The following is a 19,409-nucleotide window of genomic DNA, read 5'->3' as shown; positions in this document are numbered from 1 at the left end:
TCAATGATTAAAACCCTAATTTAATTCTACTGTTGGTTGTTTTTCAATTAAGTCATCCGTTGATGGGGAACTGCTAGATCCAAAAGGGAAGTCATCGAGATTGACTTCTTTATAAGTTAAAGATCCGCTCCCTACGAGAAATAGTCTATCAGCTATTACAGTTCCATTAAACGTACCACTGTTTACAATATCAACAGTTGCATTTGGAGCCAATAACAAGGTGTTATTTTTATATGTACCATTTACTACGACTTTATTACCGCCTGTTAGTAGGTGACCTTGTATACCCCCTGTACTAGTAGTATAAATATCAGCACCTTGAGCAAAAAAAGAACCTATAATACTATCTCCACTCAGATCAACCTTTTTATTAAATCCTTTTAAATATATTGTTAATTGGTCAATAGTCCCACCTAAATTCAGTTTCGCTTGAGTACCTTCATGAAAATCTATTGTCTCTTCAACATATATTGTAAGATTACCTCCACCAGTAATTTTTATTTCTCCCTGTTGAATGGATAGCTCATCTAGCACAATTTCTCTATTTTCCCCATTTGTTTTAATTTCTAATGTATTTGCACCTGTAATGTGTAACTTTTTTAATGCAATGTTTTTATCTAAATTCATTACATATTCATTAGTTGCTTGATTTATTGTCAATATCCCACTTTTTATGACATCATGGTTGGCTCCCCACTTTTTTATTTGCTCATCAGGCATAATTTCATACGTAGGATATGCAGGGAAATTATCTATAATTTCTTTTGCATTTAGATAAACCTGATTCATATTACCTATCGGTTTAACTTCCGGTATCTTACCAGAATATGTATCATTATTATACTTTCCAGGGTAATTTAACACATTGCTACCTATTAGTTCTGGAGCATATACAATTCCATTAATAGAACCCTCACCTTGTATAGATACAGCATCCTTCTTGCTAAGATTTATAGCTATATTCCCAGTAATCCGATCATTTGTAATTACTTCATTCTGTACTAAAGCAGCTAAATTATCTGGTATCTCAATCGAACCACCACTCCCAGACTTCCAATTCACTTGAAATGGTTTTGTTACTGTGCGTGTTCGCTTTCCAATAATGCCTTCTGATACAATTTGATAAGAGCGAGGGTTGCCATCTGTTACTTGTTCCACTTTAACTTTAGCACTTGGTTGTTCAGTAAAACTCTCTTCAAAGTCTGAAATACTAGTACCATCCAATTGTTGTTCTATGCGGGAATTAAGATCAGAATAAAAAGAAGCTTCTGTGTTCGTGGTTTCGTATATCGATTCAACAAGTGTTTCTATCTCTGCGTATGTTTGATTTGCTCCACCCTCAGCTACATAATAGGTAGCCTGATAATCTCGATCAACAGTAGTTAATTTGATATTAGCAAATGAAGCAGTGGCTAATGCCAAACCTAATAAAGATAATACTGTTAAGGCCATCATTACGATAACTAAGATAGCACCATCTTGATTATTTTTTATATATTTGTAATGTTTTTGCATAAACTTCACCTACTCTCGCAAATAAATTACTGTAGATAGTGTTTCTATTTTTCCATTCCGATTTGGGAGACTACTAATCGATATTTCTATTTTTCCATCCTCTTTATCAATATTAAAACTTGATATTTGGTCACTAATTACGGTGCTATTTTCATAAAAATTTGGTTGTTCTAGTTCGTAACTATTTGTACCAATGGTTATTTCGTTTGTATCACTTGTAACACTTACTAGATCAGCTTCTGTTGATCGTATTTCCTTGGTAATAGTCGCCATAACATAACGCACTTGTTCCTGATAATTGATTTCTTCCGTTTGATTTCGATATTGTTTTTGGCCGAATATATGCGCAGATCCAATTAAAGCAATTATGATTGACATTAAAGCAAGTGCGGCTAATAATTCAATTAATGTCATACCTTTTTCATTTTTGAACACTAGCACACCTTCTAACTTTCCCACAATAGTTTTGTTTCCAACTGTGCTTCTAGTTTATTTGCATCATTATATACCTTTACAACCACGTCTTTTACATCGTCGTTAGTAGTAAATGTAATACTAATATTATAAATATTAGTGTCTTCCATTTGCTTCGTGAGTATATACTCATAATTACTATCTGAACTGTTTACATGATACGTATTTGATAAATAGGTAATTGTATCCACGTAACTCATCGTATCACTCAAATGATATATTTCTTCCATTTCTGATTGTGCAACATATGACGAATCAGTGATATCCTTTGATACATTGTTTACTTTGGTTGATTGAATAAAAAAAGTTAAAAAAGTAACAATTATGATCGAAAGTATAGCAATAGAAACAATTATCTCTACTAAAGTCATACCATTTTGATTATTCATCTGCGAAAAACTTTTCGTCATCATCATCTCAGCCTTTTTAACTATATTCTTATCTTAAATATAGTACAATTTAAACTACTTGTATATGTTTTTCAATTATGATTGATAGACCGCAACTCGATTTCTACCTTTTTGCTTAGCTCCTACATACATCGCACGATCTGCTAACCTGACCAATTCGAATGGGTCTTCACAATGCTCCGGATAACTAGCAACTCCTACACTAATGGTGACCGTAATATCAATACACTTTTCATTTTCTTGTATATGTGTATAGGTTCTTATTGTTTTATTTGTAATAACTTGGCGTAATTCTTCTGCGCGTTGCTGACTGTCTTCTGCATTCCTTCCAGGTAAAAACACGACAAATTCTTCGCCACCATAACGTGCTACTAAGCCTTCATCTCCAATAAATGTTTTGACTCTTTCTGCTATAGCTTTCAGAATTTCATTGCCACATTCATGTCCATACGTATCGTTTATCTTTTTAAAATGGTCTAAATCGAATAAAATAAGTGAACAAATTTTTGATTTGTTGGATTCTTTGATTTGAGTACTATAATTTTGCATATAAGCTTCAAAATAACGAAAATTATATAAACCTGTTAATTGATCTGTTTCACTTTGTATTTTCCTATCTTCGTAATTTTTTGCGTTTTCTAACGCAATTCCCAAGAAATTATTTAGTATATTTAATATTGTAAATAAGTGCTCCGTAAAGGCTTGTTTATATTTCGATACGAAAACGATAATCGCAACAATTTCATTATTCCGTTTTACAGGCATAACAACAAGACTTTCCCCATCTTCGGGTATGGCACTATCACGTATATAATCCCATGCTTTCTTATGTTTATAATGCAGCATTTCTTCTTGTCTCCACGCTTGTTGGATAATAGTATTTCCTTCTTCAATACAAATAGAATCACGATAAACAAGACCTTCTAATTTAGTATAAGAACGAATTAATTTTAATTGTCTATTATCTACCACATCATAAGCAAAGGCATAATCTACAGCAAAGATTTCTGTAATATGGGTTAAAAAAACCGAAATAACATCATTCCGTTCTAACTTCCCTGTTAACGCCTGTCCTATTTCATTTGTTTGTTTTAAATAATAATTTACTGTTCTACTAGAATAGAATAGTTTCATAATAATAGAAATACTAATAAACGGTATGCCAACTACGTAAATACCAATAACACCAAATTTTTCATACATTAAATAGAGTATAAAACCAATTGGTAAAACAATTAAAGTCGTAATCATTTCCCACAAAAAACCTTCATCAAAGAATTTTGTTTCTTGTTCATAAAAAAAGCGTTTAACGAAGTGGAGGAAAATTTGATTAGAAAGAAAAACTGTTACCACATAACCAATTAATTGCAATTGTTGGGTGAAAGAATCTAAAACAATCGCTTCGTGTAAACCACCTATCCATTTATATACACTTGCCGATAAGACGGATATGAATAAAAACATAAGTAGATTAAGCGGAATTCGAAATGCCTGACTTTTATCTATTTTAAGTTTAATTAAAACAACAACTAATGCAATTTGCGTTAGTAATACTTCAATAAATAATCCGAATATTAAAAAGACTGCAAACCCAATACAATTCACCAAAAAAATCGGTGTTTTATTAACAATTATAGGAAAAAAGGAAACTGTGGCCATAATGATCGCAAATGACACGACACTTAACAACTGATCTTCATAATAAATTGGCCATGCAACATATGTCCAAACGATAGATAATGGCCAAATAATTAACCAAATTATCCAAAGTAACATTCTTTTTGATTTTAAGACCATCTAGTTTCCTCCTTTTACTGGTTCAGTCATTTAGTCATACATAAGTACTTCATTCAAAGTTTTCAGAATATATTAAAGATACCATAATAATTCTAATTACTCAAAAAAATCCCTAACTTTTCCAATAAAATCTAATGAACCTGTTATAAAAGTAATCTTATCCTTATCCTCATTTAAAATCTTTTGTAATGCCTGCTGCCAATCAGCTTCTTCTATTTTACCGTGGTTTTCAACTTGTTCATATAATTCTGATGCTTTTGCTGCCCTTTGATGGTCAAAACTTGTAAATGTAATAGTATCAAAATAACTCTCAAGCAAGCCAACCATTTGCTTTATTGGCTTATCAACGAATGCTGCGAAAAGTAATTGTTTTTCTTCTGTTGGGAAATACCGCTGCACCGTTTTTATAAACGCTGTAATTCCTTCTACATTATGGGCTCCATCAACAATTACTATTGGTTGATTTGATATTTGTTCAAACCGACCGAAAAGCGTTGCCTGACTCATGCCAGTTTCAACCGCATTTAATGCTTTAGAGAATCCACGATCACGTAGTTGCAACAATGCCATTACAGCAAGTGTAGCGTTATGAATTTGGTGTGTACCTCTCATTCTTAAAGTGATTGGATACGATACTTCTTTTGTTTGAAAAGTAAATGCCTCTCGTTTATTATCATCTATCCGCACATTCTGATAGTTAAAATCTTCACCGATTTGCACTAATTCAGCTTGATTATGTTCTGCGACATTTCTGATAACTTTCTCAGCAACTTTAGGCATTTCACCTAGTATTATGGGAACATAGCGTTTGATAATTCCAGCTTTGTGATGTGCTATTTCTTGATAAGTTTCTCCTAAAAATGTTCGGTGATCAATACCGATGGTTGTAATAATTGATAGAATAGGATTAATTGCGTTGGTTGCATCCTCCAGTCCTCCCATCCCTGTTTCAATAATTGCCAAATCAATATTTCCAGCAAAATAACCATAAGCAATAGCTACAATAATTTCAAAAGAACTTGGTGGATTATCTTGCAACTCAAGTATATGAATCGCTGGTAGTAACTGATTAAAAATTTCCATGAAAGATTGATCAGATATGGCTTGATGGTTAATTTGAATCATATCGTTTCGCTTCGCTATACTTGGCGAGGTGAATGTACCTATTTTATAATCACTTAAAACCATACAAGTAGAAATATATGTTAGTGTTGATCCTTTGCCGTTAGTCCCTGCTATATGTACAGATTCAAATTTCCTTTCTGGATGATCAAGTGCTTCTAATAAAATGTTCACTCTTTCTAATCCAGGCTTTATTCCACCACGTGTTCGGGCATTTAAAAATTCATCTACTTCTTCTATTGTATAAATCAAATCTTTAACCTACTTTCCTAAAGATACTTTTTCATTCATAATAAGATAGATATTACATCAAATAATAAGTTATTAGAGGTTTGAGAGAGGATTTTTTATATGTATGGTTGGGTTATTTATAATGGCAATTTGTCGAGTGATAAATTCATTAGTTTTTCAACATGGATACAGAATGCAGGTAACAAAGAAGGAATGACTATTGAGCAAGTTAAGAATGATCAAGTTCTTTCTATTGTAGATTCTACTGGATTAAACTTACTTCAGTCAATTAAACAAGACCATCTACCAGAATTCGTTGTATTTATTGATAAAGACATTCCATTAGCACGCCAGTTAGAATTAATGGGGATACGGGTCTTTAATTCTGCTGATGCGATTGAGTTATGTGATAATAAGGTATTAATGTACCAAGCTTTAGCACAAAAGAAAGTTACCATTCCCAAAACAATTATTGCACCAAAAGTTTTCTCAGATGTTACTAAACTGACGATGGAAAACTTTTATGAAATTGAAAAAGCATTAACATACCCACTGATTATCAAAGAAGGCTACGGTTCATATGGCGAACAAGTTTTTCTAATTAATGATCGTATCCAATTAATAGAGAGAATAAAACTACTTACTAATCGACCATTTCTATTTCAAGAATTTATTAAATCAAGCTATGGACGCGATGTTCGAATTAATGTTGTAGGAAATGAAGTTGTAGCAGCAGTAAAACGCTTTGCCACTGATGATTTCCGAGCAAATGTCCAATTAGGCAGTACAATGGAAACTTATCAACCTTCCGAGAAAGAAAAAGCTCTAGCTATCCAAGCAACGAAGGCTGTTGGAGCTGATTTTGCTGGTCTAGATTTATTGTTTGGTGAAAATGATCAACCTATTATTTGTGAAGTAAATACAAACGCCCATATAGAAAATATTTTTCATTATACAGGCGTAAATATTGCAGATCACATCATTGCATTTATTAAAAAGCAAGTTAATGAAAGATAAATGAATGTCGGATCTGGATTCTGCTTGTGTTTCGCCCGATTATGCTCGCGTTCGCTTGATTAATTGAATTATCGCCCGATTATGCCTGCGTTCGCCCGATTAATTGAATTATCGCCCGATTATACTCGCGTTCGCCTGATTTTCAAGTTTTTCGCCCGATTAAGCTTACTTTCGCCCAATGCCAACTGATAGATAGAGCCCGATATACAAGAAAGCCTTCCACATATCCACATAAAAACAGCTAAAGTACGGTAGCACCGCACTTTAGCTGTTTTCAATATAATTATCCTAGTAATTCTTTTATCCGTTCTTCTACTTTCGCTCTTTTTTCTAAATAATCTTTTTCTTTTCCTTTTTCTTCAGCAACTACTTTTTCAGGTGCTTTACTAATAAAGCTTTCGTTGCCTAATTTTTTCTGAACACGTTCTACTTCTTTATTTAACTTATCAAATTCTGCTTTTAATCGCGCAATTTCTTTTTCAGTATCAATTAAACCTTCTAATGGTAAATAAAGATCCGCACCAGTTACTACAGCAGACATTGCTTTTTCTGGTACATCCACGTTTATTGAAATTGTTAATTCACTTGTGTTACAAAAGCGCTCGAGATAATGTCGATTCGCTTCTAGCTGTGCTTCTATTTCTGCATTATTTGCTTGAACAAACAAAACAATCTGTTTCGACATTGGTGTATCTACTTCGGCACGAATGTTTCGAACAGAACGAATAATGGCAACAAGACGTTTCATTTCTTCTGCTGCACTTTCGTCATGCAATTCATTACGGACTTCTGGCCAAGCTGCACGCGTAATTGATTCGCCTTGATGCGGTAAGTGCTGCCAGATTTCCTCTGTAACAAATGGCATAAATGGATGAAGCATACGCATCGTATTATCTAAAACATAAGCAAGTACAGAGCGTGTCGTGTGCTTTTGTTCTTCGTCCTCACCGTACAATGGAAGTTTCGCCATTTCAATGTACCAATCACAGAATTCATCCCAGATGAAATTATAAAGGTAACGTCCAGCTTCACCAAAATCATAGCGTTCAACATTTTTATTAACATGCTCAATCGTTTCATTTAAGCGAGTTAAAATCCATTTATCTGCAACAGACTTTTCACCAGTCAGATCAATCTCTTCGTACTTCAATTCTTCCATGTTCATTAGTACGAATCGTGATGCATTCCAAATCTTATTAATGAAGTTCCATGTTGACTCTACCTTTTCCCATTGGAAACGTAAATCTTGACCTGGAGTTGACCCTGTTGCTAAGAAATAACGTAGCGCGTCTGCCCCATACTTTTCGATTACTTCCATTGGATCAACACCATTGCCTAATGATTTACTCATTTTTCGACCATCAGCATCACGTACTAGTCCATGAATTAAGACATCCTCAAAAGGACGCTCATCATTAAATTCTTTCGATTGGAAAATCATTCGAGCAACCCAGAAGAAAATAATATCATAACCAGTTACAAGCGTATTAGTCGGAAAGAAGTGTTTAAAGTCTTCATCCTCTGTATTCGGCCAGTTTAATGTTGAAAAAGGCCATAATGCAGAAGAGAACCAGGTATCTAACACATCATTATCTTGATCCCAATTTTCAATGTCTTTTGGTGCTTCTTTGCCTACGTATATTTCTCCTGTTTCCTTATGGTACCAAGCTGGAATTCTGTGTCCCCACCATAATTGGCGCGAAATACACCAGTCGCGAATATTCTCCATCCAGTGTAAATAAGTTCCTTCAAAACGTTTTGGTACAAAATTAACTTTTTCATCTTCAGATTTATTTTGTAAGTCTACCGCTTCATCTGCTAGTGGTTGCATATTAACAAACCATTGTGTTGATAAATACGGTTCGACAACAGCCCCGCTGCGCTCCGAATGACCAACAGAATGCATGTGTTCTTCAATCTTGAATAAAACGCCTGCTTCTTGAAGATCAGCAACTATCTGTTTTCGACAATCAAAACGATCCATTCCTTGATATTTTAAAGCCTTATCATTCATAGTTCCATCTTCATTCATAACCAAAATACGCTCTAGATTGTGACGATTACCAACTTCGAAATCATTCGGATCATGTGCAGGTGTTATTTTTACTACCCCAGATCCGAAGTCCATCTCTACATAATCGTCCGCAATAATTTCAATTTCACGTCCAACTATTGGTAGCACAACCTTCTTACCAATTAAATGTTGATAACGTTCATCTTTTGGGTGAACGGCAACAGCAGTATCACCAAGCATTGTTTCGGGTCGAGTTGTGGCAATCTCGATGTAACCTTCTTCATCTTTTAGTGGATAACGCATGTGATAAAAATGACCTTGAACCTCTTCATGAATAACTTCTATATCTGATAAAGCTGTTTTTGTTGCTGGATCCCAGTTAATAATATATTCACCGCGATAGATTAAGTTTTTTTCATATAAGGTAACAAAAACTTCTTTTACAGCCTCAGATAAACCTTGATCTAATGTGAAACGTTCACGAGAATAATCTAAACCAAGTCCTAGCATTGCCCATTGGTCCCGAATAAAGGAAGCATATTCATCTTTCCATTCCCAAGCTTTATCTAGAAACTTTTCGCGACCAAGGTCATATTTGCTTATCCCCTCTTCACGAAGTTTAGCTTCCACTTTCGCTTGTGTTGCAATACCAGCATGATCCATACCTGGTAAATACAAAACATCATAGCCCTGCATACGTTTTATTCTGGTAATCATATCTTGTAGAGTTGTATCCCATGCATGACCAATATGCAGTTTGCCTGTTACATTTGGTGGAGGTATTACAATTGTGTACGGCTTTTTCTTCTTATCTCCATCAGCTTCAAAAAACTTTCCGTCAACCCAATATTTGTAACGTCCTTTTTCAACTGCAGTAGCATCATATTTTGGTGGTAAATTTTGATTCTTTTCACTCATAACGTCTTTTCCTCCTTATTAACATCCAATCGGTTCCGAAAACATAAAAAACCCTTTACATCCAATAAAGGACGAAAAGGGCTAGATTCCGTGGTACCACCTTTGTTTACATTTTCCTAAAAAAATGCACACTCAATTAGGATATAACGGTTCTTCACCGGCTCCTTCTACTATACATTCAAAGTAGCTGCATCCAAGGCGACATTCCAAAACAGATAATCCTAAGAAATCTTTCAGCAAATGATTTCTCTCTCTATTGGCATCTCTTCTGTACTCTTCCTCTTCTTCGCATTTCAATTTCATTTATTCTTATATCAGCTATTTTATACAATTTCTTAGTGAAAAGTCAATAAGCAACTCAAAAAGACAGGCACTATTCGTTTTACCTGTCATAGAATACACCAAAAGAATCAGAGAGGAGTAACCTAAATGAGTCGCTTTTATCGTTTTCGTTTGCCTCCATGGTGTCAACAGTGGTTACTTATAATTGAACGTTGCATGATGCCTATCTTAATCGTGCAATGTGTAAGAACTTTATTTTTTCCAACCACATTTGATGTGCTATTACTAGGTGTTTTTATGGGGATATATATTTCATTCTATTTTAAATGGATTTAATCACTATTTTCTTTCGTTTGATTTTCAATTACTATGTTCCGATTATGTTCAAGCATCTCTTGAAACATTACACCAGCTAACAATCGACGATAATTTTGCAACAGGTTTCTTATTTGAAAAGGCTGTGCTTGAACTTGATCGAAATCTTGGATGACTTTTAAATATCGATAAGGTTGTAATAAATGAATAGCTAATAAACTACGCTCACTATTTGTTAACGGATTTTGTTTTTCATAATATGAAAAGTCGTCTATTATTTTAGTAATGTTTGTATCATGTTGAAAACAGGCTCTATGTAAATAGTTTTGCAGGTCCAACATACTATCACCAAAATGAGCATGCTCCCAGTTAATTAAAACTGCTTGATCTGATGTAAAAATATGATGTGTTGCAGATAAATAACCATGGCAGATTGATTGATAAGTTGTTTGCTCTTCCTTTATATCAGTTAAGTAATTGTCATGCCATTTAGAAAGTTGTTTCAAGGCATTTAGTATATCTCGAAATTGTGTACAAACTTCTAAACCAAACGGTGGCATGTAACGCATCTGTTCAAAATGACCTATGTATTGAAGAAGTAAGGATTTGGCCTCTTCATGCTTTTTCTTTTCATCCTCAATTTTCTCTTCTATTGTCTGCACTTCAATGGAGTAGCCTTGTTTTGTGCTACCATGCAGTCGACCAACAGTTGCAAATAATCCCTGTTGGTGATCTATTGTATGATCGCCATTTTCACTTTCAAACCAAGGGGATAAATAATAAATATTATTTTGATAAGTACAATAAATGCTTCCTTCAGTAGTTCGATAAACAGGTGAAATAACGGAAAGATCTCTAACAGCTTTTAATTGATATAATTCTTGCCACTGCTCAATATTGGCTTCTTCCAATCTTGCGTGTTTTAATGCAAAATTATAGTTATTACTTGTGATCTTCCAAAGTCTCGGAGTTACGCTTGTTACATTAAATAAATCAATTCCATAAGCGCGCAAAATCTCTGTTATAATTTCCACCATTAAACACCTCCATCTTGTATAGAAAAAAAGAAACGATAACACCCACATGGTTAGAAGTGAATGTTACCGTATAACCACTTATTTCTTCTCTTTTTTACGTTTTTCAGGAATATACAAAATCTGACCAATCTTCAAATTATCGTTTGCTAGATCATTTGTTTGTGACAGTTGAATAGGTGATAGATCATAACGATCAGCTAACGTCTGCAACGTATCTGTGTCTTGCACAATACACATGCGAAGCCTTGTATATGCTTGCTCCTCTTCTTCTTCATTAAAAATATCTAATAAATAGGTTGCTTCTTGTTGGTCATCGTCATCACGTTTTGAATCCTTTGTTTTGACCTCTATTCGATTTACTTCTACTTGTTCATCATTATTTACTTCAAATAATTCTTCTGATTCGATGGCTTCGATCGATTCAACTGATGCAACAGATTCAACAGATTCAATTGATTCGATTGATTCTTCTAGATCCTCATGATCAAAAAAGGTCGCAAAAGACTGTGGCTTTTTAGTAGGCCAACGTTCCTTGCTTTCTTCCGTTTCCTCTTGTGATACCGCTTCAACTAAATTAGGTTCTTCACTACGGTTATCCTGACTTTCATTTTCCTCTGCTGCTTCTTTTAGATCAAAAGTAAATGTATCCTCCTTATTAATCCAAGGATCCTCTACATCACTATCCGTTTCTGTTACTTCTTCTTCATATTGCTTTATTTCTTCTAGTTCCTCTAGTTCTTCTAGTTCTTCTCTTTCCTTCACTTCATCGCCATTCACCCCATGAATTGCGATGGAGGCGCGTATTTTTAATTGACTACTTTCAGGTAATTCATAATCAAACGCTTCAATTCCGACCATTATCTCATCTAAATTGGTGACTCTATGCAAAGGAATGGAAACCTCGACAGGAAAGTGATGAGAAAATTGATTTACACCATCATCTTGTGGTTTAACTTCCTCCATATAACGATGCGCTGGGTAGTCGATACTGTCGATATCTTCTCTATTAGCAACAGCTTCGAGATCTAAGTTTTGATCTTCAAAAAAATACTCACCTTTTAATTCCATAACACCCCGGATCGACACGTACTCTCGATATTCTTGAATGGAAATTTCCGGTTCTAAGGAAATTCCAATCATTTCCTTAACTTCCTGTCCGTTTTTAAAGCTTAGTACTTCATTTAAATCAAACGTAAAGACAGAATCATCATAGGACATTGCTACTCCTCCTTCCTAAATAAAACAACGTACCTTCCTTTTACAGATATATGTACCAACTAAAAATATATGCAAAAAAATATTGCGTGAATAAACAACATCTAACCTACTTTAATTATATGATCGATAATAAATTTGATTACCAAAAAGCAAAAAAAAGTGTAGCTTTTAAATTAATCTCAGCTACACTTTTTCATTTATTGATTCGCTATTTTTTTAAATGCAACGCGAGCCGCTGCAATTGTCTTGTCAATGTCTTCATCCGTATGCGCAGTAGATAAAAAGATACCTTCAAACTGAGAAGGTGGTAAAAAGATGCCTTCTTCAATCATTGCGCGATAATAACTAGCAAAATAATCTACATTAGATTTACTTGCTGTTTCATAATTAGTCACTGGCTCTGCATTAAAGAAAAATCCAACCATTGAACCTGCACGATTGACTTGTAAGTCTATCTCAAAGTCTGCTGCAGCTTTTCTATATCCATCAACTAGACGATCAACTTTCGCATTTAGTTTTACATATGCGTCTTGATCCATCGCCTTTAATGTTTGATAACCTGCTGTCATTGCTAATGGATTACCAGATAACGTCCCTGCTTGATAGATATCGCCAGTAGGAGCAATCTTCTCCATGATTTCTCTTTTTCCACCGTAAGCACCAACAGGAAGTCCTCCACCAATTACTTTGCCTAGACAAGTTAAGTCTGGAGTTACATCAAAGTGGCCCTGTGCACAATTATAACCAACACGAAAACCTGTCATCACTTCATCAAAAATAAGAAGCGAGCCATTTTTTTCGGTAATATCTCGTAAATTTTGTAAAAAACCAGCTTGCGGCGGTACAACACCCATATTGCCTGAAACTGGTTCTATAATAACCGCAGCAATATCATCACCAAATTGGTCAAATGCATACTGAACGCTTTCAAAATCGTTATATGGCACCGTAATGGTATGCTGTGCAACAGAACTTGGTACACCGGGGCTATCAGGTAATCCTAAAGTTGCCACTCCAGAACCAGCTTTAATTAGCAATGAGTCACCATGTCCATGGTAGTTTCCTACAAATTTAAGAATTTTGTCGCGACCAGTATATCCTCTAGCAAGTCTTAATGCACTCATTGTCGCTTCTGTCCCCGAATTCACCATTCGCACCATTTCAATTGATGGTACTCGTTCAATAACAAGTTTTGCTAATTGGTTTTCCAATAATGTTGGAGCGCCAAAACTCGTTCCTTTTTCGACTATCTCTTTTAATTTTCCAACCACTCTTGGATCGGCATGCCCTAAAATTAAAGGTCCCCAACTCAAAACGTAATCAATGTAATGATTTCCGTCAATATCCGTAATCCTTGAACCTTTTCCGCTTTCCATAAAAATCGGATTCATTCCTACTGATTTAAATGCTCGAACCGGTGAGTTAACCCCACCAGGTAGAAGATCAACCGCTTCTTTGTAAGCATCAATTGATTTATCGAAATTCCTCATTGTATTGCACCTCTTCCTGCTATTCTTGCAACCACTTAGCAACGTCTTTCGCATGATAGGTCATAATTAAATTTGCACCTGCACGTTTCATTGATGTTAACTTTTCTAGAACAATAGCTCTTTCATTTATCCAGCCATTTTGAGCGGCAGCTTTCACCATTGAATATTCTCCACTAACATTATAAGCTACAATTGGTACATCATGTCGGTCGCGAACATCACGAATGATATCCATATATGATAATGCTGGTTTCACGATTAAGAAATCTGCACCCTCTTCTACATCACTTGCAGCCTCCCGAAGTGCTTCCAATCGATTAGCAGGATCCATCTGATATGTTTTACGATCTCCAAACTGTGGTGCACTTTGCGCAGCATCTCGAAAAGGACCATAAAAAGCCGATGCATATTTTACTGCATAGGACATAATTGGCGTATTTTCAAAACCAGCTTTATCTAACCCTTGACGAATTCCAGCAACAAAGCCATCCATCATATTAGATGGTGCAATAATATCTGCGCCTGCTTTCGCTTGAGAAATAGCTGTTTCTATAATTAATTGTAACGATTGATCATTTTCAACGTCACCGTTATGTATCACACCACAATGTCCATGTGACGTATATTCACATAAACAAGTATCTGCAATCGTCAACATGTCTGGGAAGTTCTTTTTAATTTGACGCAATGCTTGCTGCACTATACCTGTTTCACAATAAGCCTGCGTACCTACTTCATCTTTCTCTTTTGGAATACCAAATAATAGTACACCATGAATGCCTAGACGCTCCAACTCATTTATTTCTTCATCTAAATTGTCTAACGATACCTGAAAACTACCAGGCATAGAAGAAATCTCATGCTTAATATCCTCACCCTCAACAACAAACATAGGATAAATGAGATCATCTGTTGATAATACCGTTTCTCTCACCAAAGCTCTCATATTGACAGAAGACCTTAACCGTCTATGTCTTTTAAAGTTATGTTCTTTCATTACGTTCACCTTCTCTTTCTTGTGAAAAAAAATCGATCATCTCTATTACCATCTTTTCTGTGGTGAATTCTTGTGGTATGCGTATTTTATTAAAACCATTAACTTTTGCTGTCTCAGCGGTGGTTGTGCCAATACATACACATAAACGATGCTGTTTTATCCTCTCAAGGTCTGTTTGAACAGCTTCTAATTGTTGATTAAATGCCTCAATAGTTGACGGACTTGTAAAGGTATAACCGTCAATTTCATCCTGTTTAATAAGCTTTATTAATTCAGTTTGATTGTCTTTGTTGACTACTGTTTCATAAGCAATCAAATAATCTATGTAGACCTGATGGGCCTTTAATACATCTTTCACTTCTAATGGAGATCGATTTCCTACCACCAACAAAACTTTTTCAGCTGAACCAAAATGGGCAACAAACTCTTCAGCCATTGCCTCACTTTGATAATTTGTAGGATGAAAGTCTACTTCATATCCATATGATTGTAGCATTTGCTTCGTCTTTTTACCAATAACAGCAAACTGTAGCCCTTTTAAGACAGATGCATTAATTTCATATCGAACCAGTTGCTCAAAGAAGTAAATAACACCATTCGCACTTGTGAAAAAAATCCACCCATAATCTTTGATGCCATTTAATAATTGATGATGATTTGATTTGTGCAGTCGAAAAGTTAATAACGGAATGTGAATAACTGTCGCACCAACATTCTCTAATTGATTTGAGAATATCTCTCCTTGTTCTTTTGCACGTGTTACAAGAATTGTTTTTCCTTGTAATGGCGAAATCATTCGTTTTCTAACTCCTCTTTCACTTTCCGAACAATTTCATCAGCGCCCTGTTCTTTTAGACGTTTTGCTGCCTCTTGACCAACTGCAACTGGATCTTTACCGCGGATAATTTCATGCAAAATTGTCTTTCCATCGGGTGTAGAGACAAGTGCTGATAATATAATGTCATCCTCATCTAAATAGGCATAACCTGCTATAGGGACTTGACATCCACCTTCTAATAAATGTAAAAATGTGCGCTCTGCAGTTACTGTCCGAGTTGTTTCTTCATCACGAATTTTCTCAAGCCAATAGATTAGTTCTGTATCTGTTTCACGGCATTCAATCGCTAGCGCACCTTGACCAACAGCCGGTACACTTATAGTTGGATCAAGATATTCTGTTACCACTTCTTGACTCCATCCCATTCTACTAAGTCCTGCTGCCGCTAAAATTATCGCGTCAAAATCTTCTTCTTCTAACTTTCGTAGACGTGTATTAATATTACCACGAATCCATTTAATCTCTATATCAGGACGAATTGCTAAAATTTGCGAACTTCTACGTAAACTACTCGTTCCTACGATCGCACCCTTAGGTAAATCTTTGAATAACACATGATTGTTAGATATAAATGCATCACGATGATCTTCCCTTGATGGAATCGTTCCAATAAGTAAACCTGAAGCAACTTTTGAAGGCATATCCTTCATGCTGTGAACAGCTAAATCAATTTCTTCATTATACATTGCCTGCTCAATTTCTTTAACAAACAATCCTTTGCCTCCAACTTTAGACAGGGTTACATCTAAAATTCTATCCCCTTTAGTTGAGATTTTCTTGATCTCGAAAGTAAATGGTGCATTCACTTTTTTTAATTGTTCTATTGCCCATTCAGTTTGCGTTATAGCCAAAGGACTTTTTCGTGAACCAATGATAATGTTCCGCATTCTTAATCATTCCTCTCCAGTTTAAACATGTACATACTTCATTTTAACAATACCCCACCAATAATTACAAAGGGTGGGGTATTGTTTAGCGCATTAGAGCTGGTTCCAATTTAAGATTGGCTGTTTTATTAACAGTCCTCAATGCGATCACATTATTATCTTCTACTTGTTCAGCTATTTTTTCTTTCACTAAATCTTCAATTCCAAAAATCTTTGTTAATAGCTGTAGAGAATCATCTGCCTCAGGACCTACTGATAGTTCTTTGGCCTGTAAGATAGGTTGTTTCAATAACTGATTAATAATACTTTTCGTATGCTTACTAATCACTTTACGCTCACGTTCTGTTAATCCAGGGATTTTCCGTTCTATACTATTCATAGTGTCCGCTTGAATACTTAAGGCATGTTCGCGTAATGAAGATATGATTGGCACAACACCTAATGTTTTTACCCAATCATTAAATTCAACAATTTCTTCTTCTATCAACATTTCAATTTGTTCTGAAGCAATTTTTCTTGAATAATTATTATGATCTACAACACCTTGTAGATCATCTATATCATTTAAATTAATACCTTCCAACGTTGCAATATCAGGATCAATATCACGTGGCAAGGCAATATCTACAATGAATAGTGGTCTGCCTTGTCGATGTTCTACAATTGGTTTAAGCATATCCTTTGTCAAAACAAAATCTTGAGAATCTGTAGAACTAATAAAAATATCAGCTTCTAACAACGCATCATCAAATTCTTGTGCCGAACGCGCTTGTCCTCGGAATTGTTTTGCTAATGCTTGAGCCTTTTCAAATGTACGATTTATAACAGTTATATTCTCAACACCTGAACCCTGTAAATTTTTCGCAGCTAACTCTCCCATTTTACCAGCACCTAGAATTACAATATGCTTATTCGCTAAATTAGGAAACATCTTTTTGGCTAATGTAACTGCAGCATAACTAACAGAGACAGCATTCTCTCCAATTGCAGTTTCTTTATGGGCACGTTTTGCAAGGGTAATTGACTGCTTAAATAATTGGTTAAACATCGTCCCTGTAATACTGTTTCGTTGCGCAAGTAAAAATGCATGTTTCATTTGTCCTAATATTTGTGTTTCTCCAACAACCATTGAATCAAGTCCAGCTGTCACGCGAAACAAATGCTCTTTTGCACCATCATTTTCATAAACAACTAAATGAGAAGTAAAACTTTCTTTATCTAAACCGAACCAACTTGCTAAGAATTGTTTTAAATAATAACGTCCCGTGTGTAATTGATCCACAACAGCATATACCTCTGTACGATTACATGTAGAAACAATCACATTCTCCAAGACACTTTTTTGTTTATTTAACGTCTGCATTGCTTCAACAAGTTCATCCGCTTGAAACGTTAATTTTTCTCTGATATCAATTGGAGCAGTTCTATAATTGACACCAACCATCAGGATATGCACACTATCTACCCCCAAGTTTTCCGTAACACAAGGTTACATATCTTATTATATCATTTTTTATATGAATCAAACGTTTTTAAATAGGGCAATTTTCTTACAATATATTCTCAAAATTAAAAACATCACTTTGTTATCTTTCCCTACCAACATTATGGTAAGATAAGTAATGTTGTTTCTTTAATTATTAATTTCATTTACCTACATACTTTAACATATTTAATAGCTACAATCAACAAATTAATACTACTTAATAATTATTATAAAAAGGAGTTACTAATGCGCAAAAAACATACGCTAACGGCTTTTCTGTTAATTGGAATTGGAACTTATTTTTTATTAAAACAATTAAGATTCCCAATTATTACTGATTTTTACTCATGGCCAACGTTATTGATCATTCTTGGAGTTGCTTTTCTTTTACACAGTTATATCGCGAGAGATTATGATAAATTGTTTCCTGGCGTGATTTTATTAGGAATTGGAAGCCACCACCATGGCTTAAACAACTATTCTTTTTGGATTGATCATTGGGGCATTTATACTATTATTATTGGATTGGCTTTCTTAATTCGTTATCAAAAGACAAAGGCTGGGTTAATACCAGGTTTAATTTTGTTAGCTTTATCATTTATAGCCATCTTTGCGTCTAATCAACCTGGATGGTTTCACTGGATAAATGAATTTATGGCTTTATTAGAAACATTTTGGCCACTTGCTCTTGTATTGTTTGGTGCTTATTTATTATTTAATAAAAAATAGCAAGTCCGCATAACATTATGCAGACTTGCTATTTTTCTGTTAGTTATTTTGCTAGAAAAGAATCAATTGTTCTCCATGCGTCTTCTTTTCCTTGTGCTGTTTCAGAAGAGAATGGAATGATCGTATCAGTTCCTTCAAGTGTCAATGTCTCTTTTATTCTTTTAACATGCTTTGCAACTTGATTCTTTTTAATTTTATCTAACTTTGTAGCGACTACTATAACCGGAATATCATGATGTTTTAAAAATTCATACATAGAAACATCATCCACACTAGGCTGATGACGAATATCTACAACTTGAACAGCAGCACGTAAGTTTTCACGTTCCAAAAAATACTCTTCAATCATGTTTCCCCATGCTTCTCGTTCTGTTTTTGAAACTTTTGCATAACCATACCCAGGTACATCTACAAAGTGGAAAAAGTCGTTAATTTTATAAAAATTAAGTGTTTGTGTTTTTCCTGGCTTTGAAGATGTTCGGGCTAATGCCTTTCGATTAATTAATTTATTAATAAATGAAGACTTGCCAACATTGGATCTACCAGCTAAAGCGATCTCTGGAAGACCTCCAGTTGGATATTGCTTTTGTGATACAGCGCTAATAATTATTTCAGCTTTTGTTACTTTCATA

General features: G+C 34.8%; 16 protein-coding genes and 1 other annotated feature. Of the genes, 2 read left to right on the top strand and 14 right to left on the bottom strand.

Features of this window, described 5'->3' with window-relative positions:
- Nucleotides 1-15: 15 nt before the first annotated feature.
- The 5 genes from D2K62_RS09075 to D2K62_RS09055 all read right to left on the bottom strand — a co-directional run bounded on the left by D2K62_RS09075 (nt 16) and on the right by D2K62_RS09055 (nt 5,570).
- Entirely contained in the window at nt 16-1,515 is a 1,500-nt protein-coding gene (locus D2K62_RS09075; protein ID WP_117161298.1) for a pilus assembly PilX N-terminal domain-containing protein, read from the bottom strand.
- 9 nt (nt 1,516-1,524) lie between these two features.
- A complete protein-coding gene (locus D2K62_RS09070; protein ID WP_112181503.1) occupies nt 1,525-1,950 on the bottom strand; it encodes a PilW family protein in 426 nt (141 codons plus the stop codon).
- Nucleotides 1,951-1,961: 11 nt separating this feature from the next.
- Nucleotides 1,962-2,402: a type IV pilus modification PilV family protein gene (locus D2K62_RS09065; RefSeq protein WP_157967361.1), complete on the bottom strand. Its 441-nt coding sequence runs from the start codon at nt 2,400-2,402 to the stop codon at nt 1,962-1,964.
- A 72-nt stretch (nt 2,403-2,474) separates the two neighbouring features.
- Nucleotides 2,475-4,196 carry a GGDEF domain-containing protein gene (locus D2K62_RS09060; RefSeq protein ID WP_112181505.1) on the bottom strand — a complete coding sequence of 574 codons (1,722 nt, stop codon included), beginning with the start codon at nt 4,194-4,196 and terminating at the stop codon, nt 2,475-2,477.
- Between the two features lie 96 nt (nt 4,197-4,292).
- Nucleotides 4,293-5,570, bottom strand: a complete 1,278-nt coding sequence (locus D2K62_RS09055) for a bifunctional folylpolyglutamate synthase/dihydrofolate synthase (RefSeq protein WP_112181506.1) — start codon at nt 5,568-5,570, stop codon at nt 4,293-4,295.
- Nucleotides 5,571-5,669: 99 nt separating this feature from the next.
- Between D2K62_RS09055 and D2K62_RS09050 the strand changes: the two genes are divergently transcribed.
- Complete coding sequence (locus D2K62_RS09050; protein WP_112181507.1) at nt 5,670-6,566, top strand: ATP-grasp domain-containing protein; 897 nt, start codon at nt 5,670-5,672, stop codon at nt 6,564-6,566.
- A gap of 283 nt (nt 6,567-6,849) precedes the next feature.
- Here the strand turns inward: D2K62_RS09050 and D2K62_RS09045 are convergent, their stop codons facing one another.
- From D2K62_RS09045 to hemA, 8 genes are all read right to left on the bottom strand, one after another.
- Nucleotides 6,850-9,498: a valine--tRNA ligase gene (locus tag D2K62_RS09045; protein WP_117161297.1), complete on the bottom strand. Its 2,649-nt coding sequence runs from the start codon at nt 9,496-9,498 to the stop codon at nt 6,850-6,852.
- Between the two features lie 64 nt (nt 9,499-9,562).
- Nucleotides 9,563-9,794: a binding site (T-box leader), on the bottom strand.
- Between the two features lie 318 nt (nt 9,795-10,112).
- Nucleotides 10,113-11,132: a protein kinase family protein gene (locus D2K62_RS09035; RefSeq protein ID WP_112181510.1), complete on the bottom strand. Its 1,020-nt coding sequence runs from the start codon at nt 11,130-11,132 to the stop codon at nt 10,113-10,115.
- A 78-nt stretch (nt 11,133-11,210) separates the two neighbouring features.
- Nucleotides 11,211-12,350 carry a stage VI sporulation protein D gene (spoVID, locus tag D2K62_RS09030; RefSeq protein ID WP_112181511.1) on the bottom strand — a complete coding sequence of 380 codons (1,140 nt, stop codon included), beginning with the start codon at nt 12,348-12,350 and terminating at the stop codon, nt 11,211-11,213.
- Nucleotides 12,351-12,547: 197 nt separating this feature from the next.
- Nucleotides 12,548-13,840: a glutamate-1-semialdehyde 2,1-aminomutase gene (gene hemL, locus D2K62_RS09025; protein ID WP_112181512.1), complete on the bottom strand. Its 1,293-nt coding sequence runs from the start codon at nt 13,838-13,840 to the stop codon at nt 12,548-12,550.
- Nucleotides 13,841-13,859: 19 nt separating this feature from the next.
- Entirely contained in the window at nt 13,860-14,837 is a 978-nt protein-coding gene (gene hemB / locus D2K62_RS09020) for a porphobilinogen synthase (RefSeq protein ID WP_112181513.1), read from the bottom strand.
- Nucleotides 14,824-15,633, bottom strand: a complete 810-nt coding sequence (locus tag D2K62_RS09015; RefSeq protein ID WP_117149219.1) for a uroporphyrinogen-III synthase — start codon at nt 15,631-15,633, stop codon at nt 14,824-14,826. Before D2K62_RS09015 ends, hemB begins: the two co-directional genes overlap by 14 nt.
- A complete protein-coding gene (gene hemC, locus D2K62_RS09010) occupies nt 15,630-16,562 on the bottom strand; it encodes a hydroxymethylbilane synthase (RefSeq protein WP_112181515.1) in 933 nt (310 codons plus the stop codon). The genes D2K62_RS09015 and hemC overlap by 4 nt, the downstream gene beginning before the upstream one ends.
- 85 nt (nt 16,563-16,647) lie before the next feature.
- Nucleotides 16,648-18,018, bottom strand: a complete 1,371-nt coding sequence (hemA, locus tag D2K62_RS09005; RefSeq protein WP_112181516.1) for a glutamyl-tRNA reductase — start codon at nt 18,016-18,018, stop codon at nt 16,648-16,650.
- 276 nt (nt 18,019-18,294) lie between these two features.
- On the opposite strand from hemA, the gene D2K62_RS09000 reads away from it, so the two are divergent.
- Complete coding sequence (locus tag D2K62_RS09000) at nt 18,295-18,777, top strand: LiaI-LiaF-like domain-containing protein (protein WP_112181517.1); 483 nt, start codon at nt 18,295-18,297, stop codon at nt 18,775-18,777.
- A gap of 43 nt (nt 18,778-18,820) precedes the next feature.
- On the opposite strand, the gene yihA is transcribed toward D2K62_RS09000, so the two are convergent.
- Entirely contained in the window at nt 18,821-19,408 is a 588-nt protein-coding gene (gene yihA / locus D2K62_RS08995; protein ID WP_112181518.1) for a ribosome biogenesis GTP-binding protein YihA/YsxC, read from the bottom strand.
- Nucleotide 19,409 lies beyond the last annotated feature (1 nt).

The sequence above is a fragment of the Paraliobacillus sp. X-1268 genome, from assembly GCF_003426095.1.
In the GTDB taxonomy this organism is placed as follows: Bacteria; Bacillota; Bacilli; order Bacillales; family Amphibacillaceae; genus Paraliobacillus_A; species Paraliobacillus_A zengyii.
Note: the sequence above shows the minus strand (reverse complement) of the source record. Positions and strands in the feature narration are given on the sequence as shown.

Bases quoted from the DNA above. Each gene is read 5' to 3' on its own strand.
- D2K62_RS09075 (WP_117161298.1), bottom strand. From the start codon at position 1,515: ATGCAAAAACATTACAAATATATAAAAAATAATCAAGATGGTGCTATC.
- D2K62_RS09065 (WP_157967361.1), bottom strand. From the start codon at position 2,402: ATGATGACGAAAAGTTTTTCGCAGATGAATAATCAAAATGGTATGACT.
- D2K62_RS09060 (WP_112181505.1), bottom strand. From the start codon at position 4,196: ATGGTCTTAAAATCAAAAAGAATGTTACTTTGGATAATTTGGTTAATT.
- D2K62_RS09050 (WP_112181507.1), top strand. From the start codon at position 5,670: ATGTATGGTTGGGTTATTTATAATGGCAATTTGTCGAGTGATAAATTC.
- D2K62_RS09045 (WP_117161297.1), bottom strand. From the start codon at position 9,498: ATGAGTGAAAAGAATCAAAATTTACCACCAAAATATGATGCTACTGCA.
- D2K62_RS09035 (WP_112181510.1), bottom strand. From the start codon at position 11,132: ATGGTGGAAATTATAACAGAGATTTTGCGCGCTTATGGAATTGATTTA.
- spoVID (WP_112181511.1), bottom strand. From the start codon at position 12,350: ATGTCCTATGATGATTCTGTCTTTACGTTTGATTTAAATGAAGTACTA.
- hemL (WP_112181512.1), bottom strand. From the start codon at position 13,840: ATGAGGAATTTCGATAAATCAATTGATGCTTACAAAGAAGCGGTTGAT.
- hemB (WP_112181513.1), bottom strand. From the start codon at position 14,837: ATGAAAGAACATAACTTTAAAAGACATAGACGGTTAAGGTCTTCTGTC.
- D2K62_RS09015 (WP_117149219.1), bottom strand. From the start codon at position 15,633: ATGATTTCGCCATTACAAGGAAAAACAATTCTTGTAACACGTGCAAAA.
- hemC (WP_112181515.1), bottom strand. From the start codon at position 16,562: ATGCGGAACATTATCATTGGTTCACGAAAAAGTCCTTTGGCTATAACG.
- D2K62_RS09000 (WP_112181517.1), top strand. From the start codon at position 18,295: ATGCGCAAAAAACATACGCTAACGGCTTTTCTGTTAATTGGAATTGGA.
- yihA (WP_112181518.1), bottom strand. From the start codon at position 19,408: ATGAAAGTAACAAAAGCTGAAATAATTATTAGCGCTGTATCACAAAAG.